General features: G+C 71.9%; 22 protein-coding genes. 17 read left to right on the top strand and 5 right to left on the bottom strand.

Annotation, left to right across the window (positions count from 1 at the left end):
- Positions 1–52 precede the first annotated feature (52 nt).
- The 11 genes from EXE57_RS14555 to EXE57_RS14605 all read left to right on the top strand — a co-directional run bounded on the left by EXE57_RS14555 (position 53) and on the right by EXE57_RS14605 (position 11,184).
- Positions 53–1,372, top strand: a complete 1,320-nt coding sequence (locus EXE57_RS14555; RefSeq protein ID WP_135078690.1) for an FAD-dependent oxidoreductase — start codon at positions 53–55, stop codon at positions 1,370–1,372.
- A gap of 5 nt (positions 1,373–1,377) precedes the next feature.
- Positions 1,378–2,604, top strand: a complete 1,227-nt coding sequence (locus tag EXE57_RS14560; RefSeq protein ID WP_208542865.1) for an MFS transporter — start codon at positions 1,378–1,380, stop codon at positions 2,602–2,604.
- Between the two features lie 45 nt (positions 2,605–2,649).
- Positions 2,650–2,961: an ArsR/SmtB family transcription factor gene (locus tag EXE57_RS14565; RefSeq protein WP_135078692.1), complete on the top strand. Its 312-nt coding sequence runs from the start codon at positions 2,650–2,652 to the stop codon at positions 2,959–2,961.
- On the top strand, positions 2,961–4,067 hold the full coding sequence (gene arsB / locus EXE57_RS14570; protein WP_135078694.1) for an ACR3 family arsenite efflux transporter: 1,107 nt from the start codon (positions 2,961–2,963) through the stop codon (positions 4,065–4,067). Before EXE57_RS14565 ends, arsB begins: the two co-directional genes overlap by 1 nt.
- Complete coding sequence (locus EXE57_RS20235) at positions 4,064–4,714, top strand: arsenate reductase ArsC (RefSeq protein ID WP_135078696.1); 651 nt, start codon at positions 4,064–4,066, stop codon at positions 4,712–4,714. Before arsB ends, EXE57_RS20235 begins: the two co-directional genes overlap by 4 nt.
- Positions 4,715–4,716: 2 nt before the next feature.
- On the top strand, positions 4,717–5,817 hold the full coding sequence (locus EXE57_RS14580; protein WP_208542866.1) for an ArsO family NAD(P)H-dependent flavin-containing monooxygenase: 1,101 nt from the start codon (positions 4,717–4,719) through the stop codon (positions 5,815–5,817).
- Positions 5,818–5,963: 146 nt separating this feature from the next.
- Positions 5,964–7,067: a phosphate ABC transporter substrate-binding protein PstS gene (gene pstS, locus EXE57_RS14585; RefSeq protein ID WP_135078700.1), complete on the top strand. Its 1,104-nt coding sequence runs from the start codon at positions 5,964–5,966 to the stop codon at positions 7,065–7,067.
- Between the two features lie 93 nt (positions 7,068–7,160).
- Positions 7,161–8,093 carry a phosphate ABC transporter permease subunit PstC gene (pstC, locus tag EXE57_RS14590; protein WP_135078702.1) on the top strand — a complete coding sequence of 311 codons (933 nt, stop codon included), beginning with the start codon at positions 7,161–7,163 and terminating at the stop codon, positions 8,091–8,093.
- A complete protein-coding gene (gene pstA, locus EXE57_RS14595) occupies positions 8,093–9,166 on the top strand; it encodes a phosphate ABC transporter permease PstA (protein WP_135078704.1) in 1,074 nt (357 codons plus the stop codon). Before pstC ends, pstA begins: the two co-directional genes overlap by 1 nt.
- An 18-nt stretch (positions 9,167–9,184) precedes the next feature.
- Positions 9,185–9,964, top strand: coding sequence for a phosphate ABC transporter ATP-binding protein PstB (gene pstB, locus EXE57_RS14600; RefSeq protein ID WP_135078706.1), 780 nt, complete (start codon positions 9,185–9,187; stop codon positions 9,962–9,964).
- A gap of 167 nt (positions 9,965–10,131) precedes the next feature.
- Positions 10,132–11,184 carry a hypothetical protein gene (locus EXE57_RS14605; RefSeq protein WP_135078708.1) on the top strand — a complete coding sequence of 351 codons (1,053 nt, stop codon included), beginning with the start codon at positions 10,132–10,134 and terminating at the stop codon, positions 11,182–11,184.
- A gap of 98 nt (positions 11,185–11,282) precedes the next feature.
- Here the strand turns inward: EXE57_RS14605 and EXE57_RS14610 are convergent, their stop codons facing one another.
- The 3 genes from EXE57_RS14610 to EXE57_RS14620 form a co-directional block, all read right to left on the bottom strand.
- Positions 11,283–12,287, bottom strand: coding sequence for an inorganic phosphate transporter (locus EXE57_RS14610; RefSeq protein WP_135078710.1), 1,005 nt, complete (start codon positions 12,285–12,287; stop codon positions 11,283–11,285).
- A gap of 10 nt (positions 12,288–12,297) precedes the next feature.
- Entirely contained in the window at positions 12,298–12,915 is a 618-nt protein-coding gene (locus tag EXE57_RS14615; protein ID WP_135078713.1) for a DUF47 domain-containing protein, read from the bottom strand.
- 85 nt (positions 12,916–13,000) lie between these two features.
- Complete coding sequence (locus tag EXE57_RS14620; RefSeq protein WP_135078715.1) at positions 13,001–15,142, bottom strand: RNA degradosome polyphosphate kinase; 2,142 nt, start codon at positions 15,140–15,142, stop codon at positions 13,001–13,003.
- Positions 15,143–15,212: 70 nt separating this feature from the next.
- Between EXE57_RS14620 and EXE57_RS14625 the strand changes: the two genes are divergently transcribed.
- On the top strand, positions 15,213–16,262 hold the full coding sequence (locus EXE57_RS14625) for an alpha/beta hydrolase (protein ID WP_135078717.1): 1,050 nt from the start codon (positions 15,213–15,215) through the stop codon (positions 16,260–16,262).
- Here the strand turns inward: EXE57_RS14625 and dtd are convergent.
- Entirely contained in the window at positions 16,240–16,665 is a 426-nt protein-coding gene (gene dtd / locus EXE57_RS14630; RefSeq protein ID WP_135078719.1) for a D-aminoacyl-tRNA deacylase, read from the bottom strand. The two genes, EXE57_RS14625 and dtd, sit on opposite strands and share 23 nt — an antisense overlap.
- Before the next feature lie 18 nt (positions 16,666–16,683).
- Here dtd and EXE57_RS14635 point away from each other — a divergent pair, with 18 nt between their 5' ends.
- Both EXE57_RS14635 and EXE57_RS14640 read left to right on the top strand, forming a co-directional pair.
- Positions 16,684–17,106, top strand: coding sequence for a VanZ family protein (locus EXE57_RS14635; RefSeq protein WP_167305923.1), 423 nt, complete (start codon positions 16,684–16,686; stop codon positions 17,104–17,106).
- Entirely contained in the window at positions 17,103–17,954 is an 852-nt protein-coding gene (locus tag EXE57_RS14640; protein ID WP_135078723.1) for a beta-keto acid cleavage family enzyme, read from the top strand. Before EXE57_RS14635 ends, EXE57_RS14640 begins: the two co-directional genes overlap by 4 nt.
- A 9-nt stretch (positions 17,955–17,963) precedes the next feature.
- Here the strand turns inward: EXE57_RS14640 and EXE57_RS14645 are convergent, their stop codons facing one another.
- A complete protein-coding gene (locus tag EXE57_RS14645) occupies positions 17,964–18,326 on the bottom strand; it encodes a DsrE family protein (protein ID WP_135078725.1) in 363 nt (120 codons plus the stop codon).
- Positions 18,327–18,349: 23 nt separating this feature from the next.
- On the opposite strand from EXE57_RS14645, the gene EXE57_RS14650 reads away from it, so the two are divergent.
- From EXE57_RS14650 to ygfZ, 3 genes are read left to right on the top strand one after another with little or no spacing between them, the layout of a single operon-like run.
- Positions 18,350–18,850, top strand: coding sequence for a heme-binding beta-barrel domain-containing protein (locus tag EXE57_RS14650; protein WP_135078727.1), 501 nt, complete (start codon positions 18,350–18,352; stop codon positions 18,848–18,850).
- An 11-nt stretch (positions 18,851–18,861) separates the two neighbouring features.
- A complete protein-coding gene (locus EXE57_RS14655) occupies positions 18,862–19,272 on the top strand; it encodes a Fur family transcriptional regulator (protein WP_135078729.1) in 411 nt (136 codons plus the stop codon).
- Positions 19,263–20,198, top strand: a complete 936-nt coding sequence (ygfZ, locus tag EXE57_RS14660) for a CAF17-like 4Fe-4S cluster assembly/insertion protein YgfZ (RefSeq protein WP_135078731.1) — start codon at positions 19,263–19,265, stop codon at positions 20,196–20,198. The genes EXE57_RS14655 and ygfZ overlap by 10 nt, the downstream gene beginning before the upstream one ends.
- The last annotated feature ends 5 nt before the right edge of the window (positions 20,199–20,203 follow it).

Raw genomic sequence — 20,203 nt, forward strand, 5'->3', positions numbered from 1 at the left:
GATCCGGCTCGATACTCTGTCGATCGACGCCCATCGATCCAAGGAGACAGTCATGGTGCACCCCGTCGTCGTCATCGGTGCCGGCCCGATCGGCCTCGCCGCCGCGGCCCACGCCCGGTCCCGCGGCCTGCGCGCCGTCGTGCTGGAGGCGGGCGCCGGTGCCGGCGCGTCGGTCCGGGAGTGGGGGCACGTCCGTCTCTTCTCGCCGTGGTCGGAGCTGCTGGACCCTGTCTCCGTCGCGCTGCTCGAGCCCACCGGCTGGGTCGCGCCGGCAGCCGACTCCTACCCGACCGGGGACGAGTGGGTCGAGCGCTACCTCGAGCCGCTGGCCGCGGCGCTCGGCGACGAGGCGTCGGTCGAGCTGCGCTTCAGGCACCGCGTCACCGGCGTCGCCCGCCAGGGACGCGACGTGATGGTCGACGCCGGCCGCGAGAGCGAGCCGTTCGTCGTCCACGTCACCACCCCGGAGGGGCCCGCGCGGTTCCTCGCGAGCGCTGTCGTGGACGCCTCGGGCACGTGGACCGGGCCGAACCCCCTGGGGGCCGACGGCTACCCCGCCGACGGGGAGCACGAGCACGCGGAGCACATCCACCACGGGATGCCCGACGTGGACGACCCTGCCGTCCGGGACCGCTACGCCGGGCGCCACGTCGTCGTGGCCGGCACCGGAGCCTCCGCCCAGAACGCCCTCGTCGCCCTGGCCAGGCTCGCCGTCGACCACCCCGACACGCGGGTCACCTGGCTCGTGCGCCGGGCCGCGGCCACCTTCGGCGGCGGGGACAACGACCAGCTGGCGGAGCGCGGCGCGCTCGGGCGGCGGGCGCAGGCGGTCGCGGAGTCCTCGGTGGTCACGATCCGCAACGGCTTCCGTACGACCGCCGTCCGCGAGGCAGCCGGGCGCCTCGCGATCGAGTCGGTCGACGGCCAGGTCGTGACCGACGTCGACGAGGTCGTGGTCGTGACCGGCTTCCGGCCCGACCTGGGCTTCGTCTCCGAGGTCCGCCTCGACCTCGACCCGGTCCTCCAGGCGCCGCGGGCGCTGGCACCGCTGATCGACCCCAACGTGCACTCGTGCGGCACCGTCTACCCCCACGGGGCGCGGGAGCTGGCGCATCCGGAGCAGGGCTTCTACCTTGCCGGGATGAAGTCGTACGGACGGGCGCCGTCGTTCCTGACATTGACCGGCTTCGAGCAGGTCCGCAGCATCGTCGCGGCCATCGACGGCGACACCGAGGCGGCCGAGCGGGTCGAGCTGGTGCTGCCGGAGACCGGGGTGTGCGGCGGGGCGGGGCAGTTCGACGAGCCGGAGGCCGCGGGTGGCTGCTGCGGCACGTCGGTCGAGACCGAGCTGCTCACCATCTCCTCGCGCTGAGCGCCTTGCCGATCGCCGCCACGAGCACGCTGCCGTCCGGGCTCGACAGAGCCGGCCGGCGGCGGGTGACCGCGGTCCTGTGCCTCACGCAGGTGACCGGGTGGGGCGTGCTCTTCTACGCGTTCCCGGTCCTCGCGCCGACCATCGCCGAGGACACCGGCTGGGCGACGTCCGCGGTCATCGCGGCCTTCACCGTCGCCCAGCTGGTGTCGGCTGCGGTCGGGATCTGGGTGGGGCGCCGGATCGACCGGCACGGTCCGCGTGCCGTGATGACGACCGGGTCCCTCCTCGCCACCGTCGCCGTCCTGCTCGTCGCGTCGTCGTCGTCCCTGCCGTGGTTCGTCGCGGCGTGGGTCCTGGCCGGGACGGCGATGTCGGCCGTCCTCTACCCACCGGCGTTCGCCGCCGTCACCCGGTGGCACGACGCGCACGACCGGCTGCGCGCGCTGACGGTGCTGACCATCGCCGGAGGTCTGGCCAGCACCGTGTTCGCCCCGCTCACGGCGTCGCTGCTCGGCGAGCTCGGCTGGCGGACGACGTACGTCGTGCTCGCGGTCGTGCTGGCCGCCCTGACGGTGCCCGCCCACCTGTGGGGCCTGCGGGGGCCGTGGCCCGCTGCGCCGGCGGGCCGGGACGAATCCGGCACGGTCCCCCGGGAGGTCGTCACCAGCCGGGCCTTCGTGGCGCTCGCGGTCGCGTTCACGCTGACCGCCCTCTCGGCGTTCGCCGTGATCGTCAACCTGGTTCCCCTCCTGGCCGAGCGGGGCATCGGCCTCGCGACCGCCGGCCTCGTCCTCGGCCTCGGTGGGCTGGGACAGGTCGCCGGGCGCCTCGGCTTCGGCCTGCTCCGCAGCCGGCTCGGCGGCCGGGGGACGACCGTCCTCGTCCTCGCCCTGCTCGCGGCCACGACCGCGCTCCTCGGTGTCGTGGACTCCCTGGCGCTGGTCGTCGTCGCCGGCCTGCTGGCCGGGATCGGCCGGGGGATCTTCACGCTGCTCCAGGCGACGGCCGTGACCGAGCGGTGGGGAGGCCGTCACTACGGACACCTCAACGGCGTGCTCACCGCCCCCGCGACGGTCGCGATCGCCCTGGCGCCGTGGGTGGGCGCCTCCCTGGCGGGACTGCTCGGCAGCTACTCCGCTGCCTTCCTGGTGCTGGCGGCGGTCAACGGCCTGGCCGCCGTGGTGTGCCTGGCGTCCTACCCACGCCGGGACCCGGTCGGCACCGGGTGATCCGACGCCTTGACAGCGACGGTGTCCCTCCTGTCTCATCGAGACATGTCGTTGACATCAGTTCAGATTGATCAACGCCTGACGGCGTTCGCGGACCCGCTCCGCTGCGAGATCATCGCGCTCCTGGCCCGCGAGCAGCTGTGCACGTGCCACCTCGTCGAGGAGACGGGCGCCAAGCAGACCACCGTCTCCCACCACCTCAAGGTGCTCCGCGAGATGGGACTGGTGGAGACCGAGCCGTGCGGCCGCTTCACCTACTACAGCCTGCGCCCGGACGTCCTCGACGAGCTGTCCGACCACCTCGGTCACCTCTCCGGCGGCGCGCGGGCGGCGGCCGCCGCGCGGAGGCCGTGCTGATGAGCGACGCGACGACGGAGCGGTCCCGCACCGGCGAGGACGGCGTGCTGCAGCGGCTCTCGCTGCTCGACCGCTTCCTCCCGGTCTGGATCGTCGCCGCGATGCTGGTCGGCCTCGCCCTGGGCCGCTGGGTCCCCGGCGTCACCGAGGGGCTGGACTCGGTGAAGGTGGGGGAGACGTCGCTGCCGATCGCCCTCGGCCTGCTCCTCATGATGTACCCGGTGCTCGCCAAGGTGCGCTACGAGGAGATCGGCCACCTGACCTCCGACCGGCGGATGCTGTGGCTCTCGCTGGTCCTCAACTGGGTCATCGGCCCGGCCCTGATGTTCACCCTGGCGTGGACCTTCCTGGCCGACCAGCCCGAGTTCCGCACCGGCGTGATCGTGGTCGGGCTCGCCCGCTGCATCGCCATGGTGCTGATCTGGAACGACCTGTCGCGCGGCGACCGCGAGGCGGGCGCCCTGCTCGTCGCGGTCAACTCCGTCTTCCAGATCGGCGCCTACGCCCTGCTCGGCACCTTCTACCTCAAGTGGCTCCCCGAGTGGCTGGGCCTCGGCGGAGAGGACGTCACGTTCTCGACGTGGGACATCACCAAGGCGGTGCTGGTCTTCCTCGGGATCCCGCTGGTCGCCGGCTACCTCACCCGCCGGATCGGCATCGCACGCCGGGGCACCGACTGGTACGAGGAGGTCTTCCTTCCCCGCATCGGCCCGGTCGCGCTCTACGGGCTGCTCTTCACCATCGTCGTGCTCTTCGGCCTGCAGGGCGAGGCGATCACCAGCGACCCGTCGTCGGTGGCCCGGATCGCGCTCCCGCTGCTCGTCTACTTCGCGGTGATGTGGGTGGTCGCGTTCGAGATGTCCCGCCGGGCCGGGCTGACGTACGAGCGCACCGCCACGGTCGCGTTCACGGCCGCGGGCAACAACTTCGAGCTCGCGATCGCCGTGTCCGTCGGGGTCTGGGGCGTCACCTCGGGCCAGGCGCTCGCCGGCGTCGTCGGACCCCTGATCGAGGTCCCCGTGCTGGTGGCCCTGGTCTACGTGTCGCTGTGGCTCCGGCGGCGGCTCACCTTCCACACCCCCACGACCGTCGGGAGCACCCGATGACCCACGTCCCCGTCGACCCCGCCCTCGAGGTGGCGCTCGACCACGCCGCCGACCGCCTGCACGAGGAGTTCGCGGGCGTCTTCGCACGCGAGACGGTCGCCGAGGTGGTCGCCGACAGCCACGACGCGCTGGCCGGCTACTCCGTGGCGACGTACGTCCCCCTGCTCACCCAACGCTTCGCCCGCGAGCGCCTGCGGGCGATCGCCGTCACGAAAGGCACGATCATGTCCGACCGTCCCGAGGTCCTCTTCGTCTGCGTGCACAACGCCGGCCGCTCCCAGATGGCGGCCGCCCTGCTGGCCCACCACGCGCAGGGGAGCGTCGTCGTACGGTCGGCGGGCAGCGCGCCGGCCGACTCGATCAACCCGGCCGTCGTGGAGGTGATGGCCGAGCTCGGGCTCGACCTCTCCCAGGAGTTCCCCAAGCCCCTCACCACCGAGTCGGTGCAGGCCGCCGACGTCGTCATCACGATGGGCTGTGGCGACGCGTGCCCGATCTTCCCCGGCAAGCGCTACCTCGACTGGCAGCTCGACGACCCCGCCGGGCAGGGCGCGGACGCCGTCCGGGTGATCCGTGACGACATCGACGGCCGGGTGCGCGGGCTGCTGGCCGAGCTGACCGCACAGCCCAGCGACAGCAACGCCTGACCTTGGCCCCCGGCGACCGTGACGTCGACGTCCTCGTCGTCGGGGGTGGCCAGGCCGGCCTCGCCGCCGGGTTCCACCTGAGGCGCGCCGGGCTCGACCCGGTCATCCTGGACGCGGCGGACCGGCCCGGTGGCGCGTGGCCGCGGACCTGGGACTCGCTGCGGCTCTTCTCCCCGGCGGCGTACTCGTCGTTGCCGGGGATGCGGATGCCGCCGTTCCCCGGTCCGGGCTTCCCGACGGCCGGCCACGTGAGCAGCTACCTCGCCGCCTACGAGCAGCGCTACGACCTCGACGTGGTGCGCCCCGTGCGGGTGACCTCGGTACGTGCGGAGGAGGCCCGGCCCGACAGTCGGCTCGTCGTGGAGAGCGAGGCCGGCGCCACCTGGCGGGCGCGGGGGGTGGTGTCGGCGACCGGCACCTGGGAGCGGCCGTTCTGGCCGGCGTACTCCGGCATGGCCGGCTTCCGGGGCCGGCACCTCCACGCTGCGGACTACCGGCGTCCGGAGGGCTTCGAGGGAGCCCGGGTGGTCGTCGTGGGCGGGGGCAACACCGCGGCCCAGCTGCTCGCCGAGGTCTCTACCGTCGCGCACACCACCTGGGTGGCGCCGCGTCCGCCCCGCTTCATGCCCGACGACGTCGACGGCCGCGTGCTCTTCGGCGTGGCCACCCGCCGCAGACGGGCGCTCGACGCCGGCGACACGGGGGACGCCGGGGTCGGCGGCCTCGGCGACATCGTCATGGTCCCGCCCGTGCGCGAGGCCCGCGACCGCGGGGTGCTGGACGCGCGACCGATGTTCAGCCACGTCGTCCCGGACGGCGTCGCGTGGCGGGACGGCTCCCACGAGCCCGCCGACGTGATCCTGTGGTGCACCGGTTTCCGGCCGGCGCTGGCCCACCTGGCACCGCTGCACCTCGGCCGGGCGCACGGGGTCGTCCCCACCGTGCCGGTGGGGCCGGTGGCCGGCACCCGCGCCGCTGCGGACCCCCGGGTGCACCTGCTGGGCTACGGCGACTGGACCGGCCCGGCCTCGGCGACCCTGATCGGGGTGGGGCGGACCGCCCGGGACGCGGCCCGGGACCTCGCCGACCTTCCCTTCATGTGACGGTCGTCTCACGCTCGCCTGGCTGTGGACGACTTGCCGCACCTCGTTCACCGTCCGTTCACCGACGACCCCGGATCCGGTCACCTGCGCTCCCTACCTTCGCAGTGTCAGTTCCGACAGACATACAGACGTGTCAGGAGTACGAAGTGAAGACCACTTCCATCCGTCGGGCCCTCGTGCCCGGCGTCGCGGCCGTGGCCCTGGCCCTGGCCGGTTGCTCGGCCGCCAACGAGCAGCCCGCCGAGGGCGGCGAGGGCGAGAGCGGCCTGAGCGGCACCCTGAGCGGTGGTGGCGCCAGCTCGCAGGAGGCGGCCCAGAACGCCTGGCGTGCAGGCTTCCAGGACGCCAACCCGGGCGTGCAGGTCAACTACGACCCGATCGGCTCCGGCGGTGGCCGTGAGCAGTTCATCGGGGGCGGCTACCCGTTCGCCGGCACCGACTCCGCCCTGTCCGAGGAGGACGGCGAGGTCGAGGGCGCGACCGAGCGCTGCGGCGGCGACTTCGTCGAGGTCCCCAACTACGTGAGCCCGATCGCCGTCATCTTCAACGTCGACGGCGTCGACGAGCTCCAGCTCTCGCCCGAGACGCTGGCGTCGATCTTCAACGACGAGATCACCACGTGGAACGACCCGGCGATCGCCGAGGACAACCCGAACGCGGACCTCCCCGACGCCGAGATCACCGCCGTGCACCGCTCCGACGAGTCGGGCACCACCGAGAACTTCACCAACTACCTCGGCACGGTCGCGGAGGACGAGTGGCCCCACGGCGAGGTCGGCGAGTGGCCGATCGACGCCGGCGAGGCCGGCAACGGCACCTCCGGTGTGGTCTCCGCCGTCCAGAACGGCACCAACACCATCGGGTACGCCGACGCCAGCCAGGCCGGGGACCTCGGTACCGCGCTGATCGGGGTGGGCGACGAGTTCGTCGGTCCGACGCCCGAGGCGGCCGCCCAGATCCTCGAGGTCTCGCCGCGGACGGAGGGTCGTCCCGAGACGTCGATGGCCTTCGAGCTCGACTACGAGACCGAGGAGGCGGGCACCTACCCGATCGTCCTCACCTCGTACCTCGTCGCCTGCACGTCCTACGAGGACCCCGAGGAGGGCGAGCTGGTCAAGGGCTACCTGTCCTACATCATCAGCGAGGAGGGACAGCAGACCGCGGCCGAGAACGCCGGCTCCGCACCGCTGTCGCCCGAGCTGGCCGAGGAGGCGCAGGGCATCGTCGACGGCATCACTGCCGGCGAGTGACGTGAGACTGGGGACCCTGCCCGGAGTCGTCCGGGCAGGGTCCACCGGCATGAGTGGACCACCGGTTGTGCGTGGCGGCGGTCCGCAGGAAGGATGAACAGCGTGTCAGTGGAAGCAGCGGCTCCCCCTGTGGTGCGTCGCCGCGGTGACGTGATCTTCGCGGGCCTCGCCCGCGCGGCGGGGATCACGATCCTGGTGGCGCTCGCGGGTGTGGCGATCTTCCTCACCCTCGAGAGCGCGCCGGCCATCACGGCCACCCCCGAGGAGCTCGGCGGCGACAACATCATCGTCTACGTCTGGCCGCTGCTCTTCGGCACGCTGCTCGCTGCGTTCCTCGCGATCCTGATGGCGGCGCCGCTGAGCATCGCCCTGGCGCTGGTGATCTCGCACTACGCGCCGCGACGGCTGGCCAAGCCCATCGGCTACCTGATCGACCTGCTGGCCGCGGTGCCGAGCATCGTCTACGGCCTCTGGGGCATCGGCTTCCTGGGCCCGCAGATCTACCCCGTCTACGAGTGGCTCGCGGAGAACCTCGGCTGGCTCCCGTTCTTCGAGGGTCCGGCCAACGGCCGCAGCATCCTCACTGCCAGCATCGTGCTCGCGATCATGGCGCTGCCGATCATCACCGCCATCTGCCGCGAGATCTTCTCCCAGACGCCGACGCTGCACCAGGAGGCCGCGCTGGCCCTCGGCGCCACGCGCTGGGAGATGATCCGGATGACCGTCTTCCCGTACGGCCGCTCGGGCATCGTCTCCGCCGTCATGCTGGGCCTGGGTCGCGCCCTGGGCGAGACCATGGCGGTGGCCGTCGTGCTGTCGGCCACGGGCGTGGTCACCTTCAACCTGATCTCCAGCGTCAACCCGTCGACGATCGCCGCCAACATCGCGCTGAAGTTCCCCGAGGCGACCGGTGTCGACGTGAACGTCCTGATCTTCACCGGCCTGGTGCTCTTCCTGGTCACGTTCGTCGTCAACTTCCTCGGCCGTGCCATCGCCTCGCGCGGCGTCGTCAAGGAGAGCCGCTGATGAGCACGACGGACACCCGGCCGACCCCGACCCGGTCCTCGCTGCCGCTCGTACGGCCGCAGCTTCCCCGCTGGGCGCCCGCGCTGGTCGCGGTGGTCGCGGCAGCGGTCGGTGCGCTGCCGATGATCGTCCTCGGCTGGGGCATCGTCGGCGCCGTCGTGCTGGCGGCGCTGGTCTACGTCGTCGCGCTCCCGGTCTGGTCGAGGGCGGTCGAGGGCTCACGCCGCTCCACGGACCGTCTGGTCAGCACCCTGATCTGGGGCGCGTTCGTCCTGGCCATGCTGCCGCTGTTCAGCCTGGTGTGGACGGTCGTCAGCAACGGTGCGCCGGCGCTCTCGGTCGAGTTCTTCACCAACTCGATGTTCAGCGTCGTCGGCGAGGGCGGCGGCATCTACCACGCCATCATCGGCACCGTCATCGTCACCGCGTGGGCGGCCGCGATCTCGGTCCCGGTCGGCGTGATGGCCGCGATCTACCTGATCGAGTACGGCAAGGGCCGGCCGCTGGCACGGGTGATCACGTTCCTGGTCGACGTCATGACCGGCATCCCGTCGATCGTCGCGGGCCTGTTCGCCTACGCGCTGTTCGTCATCTTCTTCGGCCCGGGCGTCCGGATGGGCTTCGGCGGGTCGATCGCGTTGTCGGTGCTGATGATCCCGATCGTGGTCCGGTCGACCGAGGAGATGCTCAAGCTCGTCCCGGACGAGCTGCGTGAGGCGTCGTACGCCCTGGGCGTCCCGAAGTGGCGCACCATCACCAAGGTGGTGCTCCCGACCTCGATGGCCGGCATCCTCACCGGCGTGATGCTGGCCGTGGCGCGAGTCGCCGGCGAGACCGCGCCGCTGCTGATCATCGCGGGCGACACCGACGGCACGAACTTCAACGCCTTCTCGGAGCGGATGGCGACGCTGCCCGTCTTCATCTACTACTCGTACACCCAGCCCGGCATCCCGCCCGAGTTCGGGCGTGAACGCGCCTGGGGCGCGGCGCTGGTGCTGATCGTGATCGTCATGGGCCTCAACCTGCTGGCCCGGGCGATCGGCCGGTACTTCACCCCCAAGACCGGCCGCTGACGGAGGAGAATCCACATCATGGCCAAGAGCATCGACGTCTCGAACCTCGACATCCGCTACGGGGACTTCCTCGCCGTGGAGGGGGTCACGATGACGATCAAGGCACGCTCCGTCACGGCGTTCATCGGCCCGTCCGGCTGCGGCAAGTCGACCTTCCTCCGCTCCCTGAACCGGATGCACGAGGTGATCCCCGGTGCGACCGTGGAGGGCAAGGTCGTCGTCGACGGCCAGGACCTCTACGGCCCCGACGTCGACCCGGTGGAGGTGCGGCGGCAGATCGGCATGGTCTTCCAGCGGCCCAACCCGTTCCCGACGATGTCGATCTACGACAACGTCCTGGCCGGCAACAAGCTCAACGCCAAGCGGATGAAGAAGGCGGAGGCCGACGACATCGTCGAGCGCTCGCTCCGTGGCGCCAACCTCTGGACCGAGGTGAAGGACCGTCTGGGCAAGCCCGGCATGGGTCTCTCCGGTGGCCAGCAGCAGCGGCTCTGCATCGCCCGCGCGATCGCCGTCGAGCCGCAGGTGCTGCTGATGGACGAGCCGTGCTCGGCCCTCGACCCGATCTCCACCTCCGCGATCGAGGACCTGATCCACGACCTCAAGACCGACTACACGATCGTGATCGTCACCCACAACATGCAGCAGGCCGCCCGCGTCTCCGACGAGACCGGCTTCTTCAACCTCAAGGCCGCTGGCGAGCCCGGGCACCTGGTGGAGTTCAACCCCACCAAGAAGATGTTCGCCACCCCCGACAACGAGTCGACCGAGGCGTACATCTCCGGTCGCTTCGGCTGAGCGGTCGGCTGCTTCTCCGGTAGCGCCCCGCGACGGACGGATAGTCCCCGAACTTCCTGTCGGCGGCAGGCGGTTCCCGCGACCGAAGATCCGGGGACTACCCAGCCCCCCGGCAGCCCTGTGGAGAGCCGATCACGGCGGACCCGATCCGGGGCAGCATCCTGGGGGTGCGAGGTACGACGATCACCTGGTGGGAGCTGGAGCGGCCCGGCCTGACCATGCCCGTGCGGACCGATCCCACCGGCCGGAGCGGCCCGACACCCGGGCAGGCCAGAGGACCTCGGTGGCGCACCACCAGCCGCGGGCTGCGGGTGCCGGCGGACGTCGACGACTCGGTCGTGGAGCAGCGGATCGTCGAGGCCGCCGCCGTCCTCCCTCGCGAGGGCGGGGTCTCCGGGTGGGCGGGGCTGCGGTGGTACGGCGGACACTGGTTCGACGGTCTCGGCGGCGACGGGCTCACCCGCCTGCCGGTCACCCTCGCGACGGGCGACTCCACGATCGTGGCGCAGCCCGGGTTCGAGATCTCCGAGGAGCACCTGCGGCCGTACGACGTCGTCCTGGTGGACGGCATGCCGGTCACCATCCCGCTCCGGTCGGTCACCTACCTCGCCCGCTACGCAGCCGACTGGCGCGACGCCGTCGTGGCCATCGACATGGCCGCCTACCACGACCTGGTGTCGACCGCGGAGGTCCGCCGCTACCAGGAGACGCTCCCGGCGTGGACGGGCATCGGGCAGTGCAGGAAGGCGACCGCCCACGCCGACGAGAACGCCTGGTCTCCACGCGAGGTCAGGACCCGTCTGGTGTGGACCGAGGACGCGGAGCTGCCGAGGCCCTGGACGAACCGCCCGGTCTTCGACCGGTGGGGGACGATGGTCGGGACGCCGGACCTGCTCGACGAGGAGGCCGGCGTGGCGGTCGACTACGACGGGGCCGTCCACCTCGTGGGGTCGCAGCGCCGAAGGGACCGCGACCGGGAGGAGGCCTTCCGCCGGGTCGGGATCGAGTACCTCACCGTCCTGGCCGGGGACCGCGACCGCGGTCACCTCGCTGCTCGGATGCGGGAGGTCCGCAGCCGGGCCCGGTGGGCGGCGCCGTCGCAGCGGCCGTGGACGATCGAGCCGCCCCGGTGGTGGGTCCCGACGTGGACGGTCGAGCAGCGGCGCAACCTGACCGACGCCGAGCGGGAGCGCCTGTTGCGGATCCGCCGTACGGCGTGACCGGCGGATGGATGGATAGTCCCCGGATCTTCTGTCGCGATGGGGCGACCCAGACGACAGAAGGTTCGGGGACTATCTCACCCGGGGCGAACCACCCGTCAGGGCAGGACCTCGATGAACAGGTGGCTGAGCCAGTAGCACGCCGCGGCGGCGAGACCGGCCATCGGGAAGGTCAGCACCCAGGCGATGAGGATCGAGCGCGCGACCCCCCACCGGACCGCCGAGAGGCGCTTGGTGGCGCCGACGCCCATCACCGCGGAGGTGATGGTGTGGGTGGTCGAGATCGGCGCCTCGAAGGCGTACGCCGTGGTGTAGAGCACCGACGCAGCGACACTCTCCGCGGCGAACCCGCGGGCGGGGTCGAGGTGGATGATCCGGCGGCCGAGGGTCCGCATGATCCGCCAGCCGCCGGAGTAGGTGCCGAGCGAGATCGCGGCCGCGGCCGAGAAGATCACCCAGAGCGGGAGGTCGTCGCCGGGGGAGACGTAGTCGCCGGTGAGCAGCGCCAGGAAGATCACGCCCATCGTCTTCTGGGCGTCCTGCAGGCCGTGGCCCAGGGCCATCGCGGCGGCGGAGACGGTCTGGGCGATGCGGAAGCCGCGCTGGGCGCGACCGGGGTTGGCGCGCCGGAAGGCCCACATGATGCCGAGCATCACCAGGAAGCCGAGCCCGAAGGCGACGACCGGCGACAGGAACATCGGGATCACGACCTTGGACACCACGACGTCCCAGTTCGCGGTCGCACCGGCCGCGACGGCGGCGCCGACCAGGCCGCCGATGAGGGCGTGGGAGGACGACGACGGGAGGCCGTAGTACCAGGTGATGATGTTCCAGGTGATCGCGCCGAGCAGGCCCGACATCACGATCACCAGGCCGTGCGTGCCCGCTCCGGGGTTGATCGTCTCGGAGACGGTGCTGGCGACCTCCTGGCCCAGGAAGGCGCCGACGAAGTTCATGACGGCGGCCATCGCCAGCGCCACCCGCGGGGTCAGCGCTCGGGTCGAGACCGAGGTGGCGATGGCGTTGGCGGCGTCGTGGAAGCCGTTCGTGTAGTCGAAGACGAGGGCGACGACGACCACCGCGACGATGATCGCGAGTTCCATCAGGGGGTGCTCAGCTTTCCTTGACGGCGATCTGCTCCACGATGTTCGCGACCTTCTCGAAGGCGTCGATCGCGCCCTCCAGCGAGGTCACGATGTCCTTCAGCTTCAGCACCTCGAGGGCCTCGTAGCCCCCACCGAAGAGCTTGGCGAGCGTACGGCGGAAGGTCTTGTCGCCGGCGTTCTCGAGCCGGTTGATCTCGATCCAGTACTCGTCGAGGTCCTTCATCGCCTTCAGCCGCGGCATCGCGTCGCAGGTGATCTCGGCGCAGCGCTGGATCACCTCGACCAGGCTGTCGACCTCGGAGGGGAGGGTGGCGACCTCGTAGAGCAGCACCAGGTCGACGACCTCGTCGATCATGTCCATGACGTCGTCCAGGCCGGACGCGAGGGCGTAGATGTCCTCGCGGTCGAACGGCGTCACGAAGGTGCTGTTGACCCGCCTCACGATGTCGTGGGTGGTCTCGTCGGCGGCGTGCTCCGCCTCGCGCATCCGGCGGGCGACGTCGTCGCGGTCACTGCCCTCGGCCAGCATCTCCGCCAGCAGCTCGGAGCCGAGCAGCAGGTGACGGGCCTGGTCCGTGAACAGATCGTAGAAGTCCCCGTCAACGGGACGGAACTTCAAACGCATGGCGAACTCCTGGTGAGCGGGGGTCGAACCGCGACCACACTAGGGGGTCCGCCGGCGATTCCGGCAACCGAGGGCCCGCACCTGACTACGTGCGACGGCTCCGCTGCCGCTCGATGAGCGCCTCCTGGAGATGTACGTCACCCGGGTGGCGCTGCCAGCTCCCGTCCGGCTGGAGGACCCACGCCTCGGTGTCGTCGCCGAAGGCCAGGTCGAGCAGCCACCCGATGGAGTCGATGTTGTCCTGGCCGGGGATCCGCACCAGCACCTCGACCCGGCGGTCGAGGTTGCGGTGCATCAGGTCCGCGGACCCGATCCAGGCCTGCGGCCGGCCGGCGTCCTCGAACCAGTAGATCCGGCTGTGCTCGAGGAACCGGCCCAGGACCGAGCGGACGTGGACGTTCTCCGAGAGGCCGGGGACGCCCGGGCGCAACGCGCAGATGCCGCGGATCAGCGCCTCCACCACGACGCCCTCGCGTGAGGCGAGGTAGAGGGCGTCGATGACCTTCTCGTCGACCATCGAGTTGGCCTTGATCCGGATCCGCGCCGGCCGGCCCGCGCGGGCGTGGCCGATCTCGCGGTGGATCCGGTCGAGCAGCCCCTGGCGGACCGAGTCGGGCGCCACGAGCAGCTGCTCGTACGACGCGTTGCGGCTGTAGCCGCTGAGGTTGTTGAACAGGTGGGCGACGTCCTCGCCGATCACGTCGTCGGTCGTGATCAGGCCGAGGTCCTCGTAGCTGCGGGCCGTCTTGGAGTTGTAGTTGCCGGTGCCGATGTGGACGTAACGCTTGATGCCCTCGGGCTCGTCGCGCACCACCATCGCGAGCTTGCAGTGGGTCTTGAGGCCGACGAGCCCGTAGACGACGTGGCAGCCCGCCTGCTCCAGCTTGCGCGCCCAGCGGATGTTGGCCTGCTCGTCGAAGCGGGCCTTGATCTCGACGATCACCAGCACCTGCTTGCCGGCCTCGGCCGCGTCGACGAGGGCGTCGATGATCGGGGAGTCGCCGGAGGTGCGGTAGAGGGTCTGCTTGATCGCCAGCACGTGCGGGTCGGCGGCCGCCTGCTCGATGAACCGCTGCACGCTGGTGGCGAAGGAGTCGTAGGGGTGGTGCAGGAGCACGTCGTGGCGCTGGGTCGCCTTGAAGACGTCGACCGGCGCGGCCGACTCCACCTCTGCGAGGTGGCTGTGGGCGCTCGGGATGAACGCGGGGTACTTCAGCTCCTCGCGGGACAGGTCGGCGATGTCGTGGAGGCCGGTGAGGTCGAGCGGTCCCTGCAGCCGGAAGACCTCCTCCTCGGTGATGCCGAGCTCCGAGACCAGCAGCTCGAGCACCGCCGGGGTGATCGAGGCCTCGACCTCGAGGCGTACGGGCGGGCCGAAGCGGCGGCGGAGCAGCTCCTTCTCCAGGGCAGCGAGGAGGTTCTCGGCGTCGTCCTCCTCGACCTCGAGGTCCTCGTTGCGGGTGACGCGGAAGGAGTGGACCTGCAGCACGTCCATGCCCGGGAACAGCCGCTTGAGGTGCTCGCGGATCACGTCCTCGAGGGGCACGAAGCGCTGGTTGCCGAGGGCGACGAAGCGGCTGAACGTCGGCGGGACCTTCACCCGGGCGAAGTGCTCCTTGCCGGTCTTGGGGTTGCGGACCAGGACGGCGAGGTTGAGCGAGAGGCCGGAGATGTAGGGGAAGGGGTGGGCCGGGTCGACGGCCAGCGGCGTCAGCACCGGGAAGACCCGGTCGCGGAAGAGCCGCTTGCACTTCTTCTGCTCCTCGCGGTCGAGGTCGTCCCAGCGGACCAGCTCGATGCCCTGGTCGGCCAGCGCCGGCACGATCTCGTCGCGGAACAGGTTGGCGTGGCGGCTGGTGAGCTCGCGGGTCTCGGCCCAGATCGCCTCCAGCACCTCGCGTGGCAGCATCCCGGAGGCGGCGCGGACGGCCATGCCGGCCGCGATCCGGCGCTTGAGGCCGGCGACGCGGACCATGAAGAACTCGTCGAGGTTGCTGGCGAAGATGGCGAGGAAGCGGGTGCGCTCGAGCAACGGGACCTGGGGGTCCTCGGCGAGCTCGAGCACGCGTCGGTTGAAGTGGAGCCAGGAGAGCTCGCGGTCCAGGAACCGGTGGTCGTGCTTCTCGACCTCGGCGAGCCCGGCCTCGATCTCGAGGAGGTCCACGACCACCGCGTCCTCGGTCTCCGCGACCTCGATGTCGGTGTCGGCGGCCTCGGCTGTGGTCATGGACACAGTCTGGCACCGACAGGTGAACGGCGGCTGTCCCGAGTTCCGGCGCCGGGTAGGTTCGCCGCCCATGAGCGTGCGCGAACGGCTGGAGGCCGCGGCCTACCGGACCCTGATGGGCCTGCCCGCCCCGGCGCAACGCCTGCTCGCGGGTCGACCGCTGGCCCGGCAGGGGCAGACGCTGGCGTGCGACGTCCAGCTCACGCTGCGCCTCGCCCGGCTGGTGCGGGAGCCCGGGCTGGGAGACCTGCCGGTGATCGGTGCGCGGACGCTGCTGCGCCGCCAGGCGGTCCTCGTGGGCGGGCAGCAGCCGGTGGGGTCGGTGCGGGACGTGACCGTGGGCGAGCGGCCCGGGCGGCTGTACGTCCCGCGGGGCGCCGCCGACGTCGGCCCGCTGCTGGTCTTCCTGCACGGCGGCGGCTGGGTGATCGGCGACCTCGAGACCCACGACCCGGTGTGCCGCTTCCTCGCCGAGCAGGCGGGCGTCCGCGTGCTCGCGGTGGACTACCGGCTCGCGCCGGAGCACCCGTTCCCGGCGGCCCACGACGACTGCGTCGCGGCGTACCGCTGGGTGGTCGAGCACGCTGCCGACCTGGGGGCCGACCCCGAGCGGCTGGCCGTCGGTGGCGACTCCGCGGGCGGGACGCTGGCCGCCACGACCGCGATCGCGGCCGCGCGGGAGGGCCTGCCGCTGGCCTTCCAGCTGCTCGTCTACCCCGGCACCGACATGAGGGGCGGCACCGACAGCCGGCGGGCGTTCGCCGAGGGGCTGGTGCTCGAGCAGTCGTTCATGGACGTCGCCAAGGCGAGCTACCTGACCCGGCCCGGTGACGAGACCGATCCCCGCGCCTCCCCGCTGCTGGCCGACCTGCCGGGCGGGCTGGCGCCGGCGTACGTCGCCACGGCGGGGTTCGACCCGTTGCGCGACGAGGGCGAGGCGTACGCCCGGGCGCTCGCCGCCGCCGGCGTGGCGGTGGAGCTGCGCCGCTTCCCCGAGCAGGTGCACGGGTTCGTCCAGTTCGTCGGCGTCGGCCGGACCGGCCGGGCTGCCAACCGGGAGCTCGCGGCCGCGCTGGCGACCGGTCTCTCGGTCGGGGTCAGGTCTCCACGATCAGCGTGACCGGGCCGTCGCCGACGCTGGTGACCTGCATGTCGGCGCCGAACACGCCGCGCTCGACCCGGATCCCGGAGCGCTCGAGCTCCGCGCAGACGGCCTCGTACGCCGGGCGGCTGACCGGCTCCGGAGCAGCCGCCAGCCAGGTGGGCCGGCGGCCCTTCCGGCCGTCGCCGTACAACGTGAACTGGCTGACCACCAGCACGGGCGCGCCGACGTCGGCGACCGACCGCTCCTCGCGGAGCAGCCGCAGGTCGCGGATCTTGGCGGCGGTCCACGCGATCTCGCGGTCGCCGTCGTCGTGGGTGACGCCGAGGTAGACCAGCAGCCCCGGCTCGTCGATCGCGCCGACGACCTCCCCCGCCACGCTCACCGATGCCGACAGGACCCGCTGGACGACCGCTCGCACGCGGCTAGTGTCCCAGCCGTGGTGAGAACCCTGCTGGCGGTGGCGTACGCCGGCTACCTCGTGGCGGTCGGCTTCCTGGTCTGGAACCCCGACTCGTCGACGCCCGGCGGTGCGGTCGTCGAGGTCGCGGAGCTGTTCGCGACGCTCGGGCTGCCGGTCGGCGTCGACGGCGTCGAGCTGCTCCTCAACGTGGTCCTCTTCGTGCCGCTGAGCCTGCCCGGGGCGTTCCTGCTGGGGAGGTGGGGGATCGCCTGGTGGGTGGTCGTGGGACTGCTCGGCACGCTTCTGGTGGAGGGGGTGCAGGGCGCGTTCCTGCCGACGCGGACCCCGTCGGCGCGCGACGTGCTGGCCAACACCGGTGGCGCGCTGCTGGGGATCCTCCTGGCGCTGCTGGTGCGCCGTGTCCTCCCGGCCGCCTGGGCTGACAGGATGGCGCCGTGACCACCGCACCACTGCCTGCCGACCGCCTCCTCATCACCGTCGCGCCCACCGGCGCGGAGACGACGAAGGAGGACTGTCCCCAGCTGCCGACCACGCTCGAGGAGCTGGTCGCGACGGCCGTGGAGTGCGAGGCCGCCGGCGCGGCGATGGTCCACGTCCACATCCGTGACGACGACCACCGGCCCACCCTGGACCTCGGTCGGCTGCAGGACACGGTCGCCGCGCTGCGCGAGCAGACCTCGCTGGTCGTCCAGCTCTCCACCGGTGGCTCGGTGCACGACCCGCTGGCCGACCGGCTGCGGGTCCTCGACGCCGCCCCCGACTCCTGCTCGCTGACGATGGGCACGACCAACTTCGGCGACGACGTCTTCTCGAACCCGTGGCCGTTCGTGTGCGACCTCTACCAGCTCAGCCAGGAGCGGGAGGTCGTCCCGGAGTTCGAGCTCTTCGACCTCGGCCAGGTGCACGCCCTGCAGCGGCTCCTCGACCGGTACGGCCTGCCCTTCGGCGGCCGGGTCCACTGCGACCTGGTGATGGGGGTGCCGGGCGGCATGAACGGCACCGCCGACGCGCTCGTGGCCGCCGTACGCGACCTGCCGGACGCGGTCACGTCGTGGTCGGCGACCGGCATCGGCCGCTCCACCCTCGCCGTCGCCCTGGCCTCGCTGTCGAAGGGCGGTCACCTGCGGGTGGGCATGGAGGACGTGCTCACCATCGCCCGCGGGGTGCCCGTCGAGAGCAACCGCCAGCTCGTCGAGCGGGTCGTCGAGCTCGGCGCGATCGCCCAGCGCACGCCGATGACGACCGACGAGGCGCGGAGCTTCCTCGGCATCCGGCCCGCCGCCTGATCCCGGCGGTCAGTAGACGAGGGCCTGGACCCCGTCGGTGAGGACCGCCTCGGCGAAGAGCGCCGCGCCGGCGATCCCCACCCCGGGTCGTACGTCGGCCTCGGTGATCTCCCGCCGGGCGGCGCACTGGGAGCACAGCGTGACCGTCCCGCCGGTGACGACCGCGTCCAGCAGGTCGGCGAGCGGCGTGGCGAGCGGCAGCGAGAACTCCTCGGCCCGGCCGGGCACGGCGAACCAGGCCGCCTCGCCGGTCAGCCACAGCGAGACCGTCGCCCCGGAGGCGACCGCGGCCGCTGCGACCGTGAAGGCCTGGTTGCAGCGTTCGGGGTCCTCCGCGCCGCAGGTCACCTTGACCACGAGTGAGCGAGCCATGGCCAAACCCTAGACTCAGGGGCATGCCGTTCGAGATCCCGCAGAACATCCACCCGAGCTGTGCCCGGCTCGCCTGGCTGATCGGCACCTGGGTCGGCAACGGCCACGGTGAGTATCCCGGGATCGAGCCGTTCCAGTTCGGCCAGGAGGTGATCTTCCAGCAGGACGGGCGGCCGTTCATCCACTACTTCAGCCGCGCGTGGATCACCGACGCCGAGGGCAACACGATCCGGCCGGCCGCGCAGGAGACCGGGTTCCTCCGGCCGCAGGAGGACGGCACCCTCGAGGTCGTCATGACCCACAACCTCGGCTTCGTCGAGGTCTGGCACGGCGACGTCCACGCCGACCAGCCGCGGTTCGAGATCACCACCGACGCGGTCGCCCGCACCAGCTCCGCCAAGGAGTACGTCGCCGGCAAGCGGCTCTACGGCTACGTCAACGGCGACCTGCTCTACGCCTTCGACATGGCGGCCATGGGCCACGAGCTGCAGCCCCACACCCACGCCCAGCTGAAGAGGCAGTGACCGGGGCGGCGATGGGCACCGACTGGCGCGAGCGGCTCCGCGGGAGCGGCTACCGGCTCACCCCGCAGCGGGAGCTGATCCTCGCCGCGGTCGAGCGGCTGGGCCACGCCACGCCCGACGAGGTGCTCGTCGAGGTGCGCCAGCACTCCGAGGCGGTCAACGCCTCGACGGTCTATCGGACGCTGGAGGTGCTCGAGGAGCTCGGGCTGGTGCGCCACGCCCACCTGTCCGACCGCGCGCCGACGTACCACTCGGTGGACGGCCACGAGCACTTCCACCTGGTCTGCCGGAATTGCCGGCGGGTGATCTCGGTTGACCCTGATGTGCTCTCACCCCTGCTCGCCCAGCTCGAGACCGACCACCGCTTCGCGGTCGACGTCGGCCACCTGACCGTGTTCGGGAGGTGCGAGGAATGCCGCTGACCAGCCCCCTCCTCGACCTGCCGGGCGCGGTCTCCGCCGAGGGCGTCGACGCCGGCGTCGCGGCCCACTACGGCTCCTTCAACCGGGAGCAGCGCAGCCTCGCCCAGGGCGAGGGCTTCGTCGACCTCTCCCACCGCGACGTGCTGCGGATCACCGGCCCCGACCGGCTCACCTGGCTCCACTCGCTGACCACCCAGCACCTGTCCGACCTGCAGCCCGGAACCTGGACGCAGTCGCTGGTGCTGAGCCCCCAGGGCCACGTCGAGCACGCCTTCACCGGCGTCGACGACGGCGAGGCGCTCACGGTCCACACCGAGCCCGGCGCCGGCCAGCCGCTGCGGGAGTTCCTGCAGCGGATGGTCTTCATGACGCGGGTCGAGATGACCGACGTGACCGGGGAGGTGGCGGTCGCGTGGCGGCCCAAGGGCTACGACCTGGTGCCGCGCGAGAAGCTCACGGCGTACGCCGAGGCGGCCGGCCCGGCCTGCGGTCTCTGGGCCTTCGAGGCGCTGCGGATCGAGCGGGGCGAGCCGCGTTTCGGGATGGACACCGACCAGCGGACGATCCCCAACGAGGCGGGCTGGATCCCGTCGGCGGTCCACCTCGACAAGGGCTGCTACCGCGGCCAGGAGACGGTCGCCCGGGTCCACACCCTCGGCCGGCCGCCGCGCCGGCTGACGCTGCTGCACCTCGACGGGTCCGAGAACCGGCTCCCCGCTCGCGGGGCCGAGCTCCGCCTGGGCGACAAGGTCGTCGGGTTCGTCGGCACCAGCGCACGCCACCACGAGCTCGGCCCGATCGCGCTGGCCCTGGTCAAGCGGAACGTCGCGATCGACGCGACGCTGGAGGCCGACGGGCTGGTCGCCTCGCAGGAGGTCGTGGTCGACCCCGAGGTGGGGCTCCACGTTCGACCGAAGCTGCGCTAGAGGCG

Source organism: Nocardioides euryhalodurans (assembly GCF_004564375.1).
Classification (GTDB): Bacteria; Actinomycetota; Actinomycetes; order Propionibacteriales; family Nocardioidaceae; genus Nocardioides; species Nocardioides euryhalodurans.

Coding starts and splice junctions, on each gene's coding strand:
- EXE57_RS14650 (WP_135078727.1), top strand. CDS start 18,350: ATGCCGTTCGAGATCCCGCAGAACATCCACCCGAGCTGTGCCCGGCTC.
- EXE57_RS20235 (WP_135078696.1), top strand. CDS start 4,064: ATGACCCACGTCCCCGTCGACCCCGCCCTCGAGGTGGCGCTCGACCAC.
- EXE57_RS14645 (WP_135078725.1), bottom strand. CDS start 18,326: ATGGCTCGCTCACTCGTGGTCAAGGTGACCTGCGGCGCGGAGGACCCC.
- EXE57_RS14555 (WP_135078690.1), top strand. CDS start 53: ATGGTGCACCCCGTCGTCGTCATCGGTGCCGGCCCGATCGGCCTCGCC.
- arsB (WP_135078694.1), top strand. CDS start 2,961: ATGAGCGACGCGACGACGGAGCGGTCCCGCACCGGCGAGGACGGCGTG.
- ygfZ (WP_135078731.1), top strand. CDS start 19,263: ATGCCGCTGACCAGCCCCCTCCTCGACCTGCCGGGCGCGGTCTCCGCC.
- EXE57_RS14625 (WP_135078717.1), top strand. CDS start 15,213: ATGAGCGTGCGCGAACGGCTGGAGGCCGCGGCCTACCGGACCCTGATG.
- EXE57_RS14565 (WP_135078692.1), top strand. CDS start 2,650: ATGTCGTTGACATCAGTTCAGATTGATCAACGCCTGACGGCGTTCGCG.
- EXE57_RS14615 (WP_135078713.1), bottom strand. CDS start 12,915: ATGCGTTTGAAGTTCCGTCCCGTTGACGGGGACTTCTACGATCTGTTC.
- pstA (WP_135078704.1), top strand. CDS start 8,093: ATGAGCACGACGGACACCCGGCCGACCCCGACCCGGTCCTCGCTGCCG.
- pstB (WP_135078706.1), top strand. CDS start 9,185: ATGGCCAAGAGCATCGACGTCTCGAACCTCGACATCCGCTACGGGGAC.
- EXE57_RS14620 (WP_135078715.1), bottom strand. CDS start 15,142: ATGACCACAGCCGAGGCCGCCGACACCGACATCGAGGTCGCGGAGACC.
- EXE57_RS14655 (WP_135078729.1), top strand. CDS start 18,862: ATGGGCACCGACTGGCGCGAGCGGCTCCGCGGGAGCGGCTACCGGCTC.
- EXE57_RS14610 (WP_135078710.1), bottom strand. CDS start 12,287: ATGGAACTCGCGATCATCGTCGCGGTGGTCGTCGTCGCCCTCGTCTTC.
- pstC (WP_135078702.1), top strand. CDS start 7,161: ATGAACAGCGTGTCAGTGGAAGCAGCGGCTCCCCCTGTGGTGCGTCGC.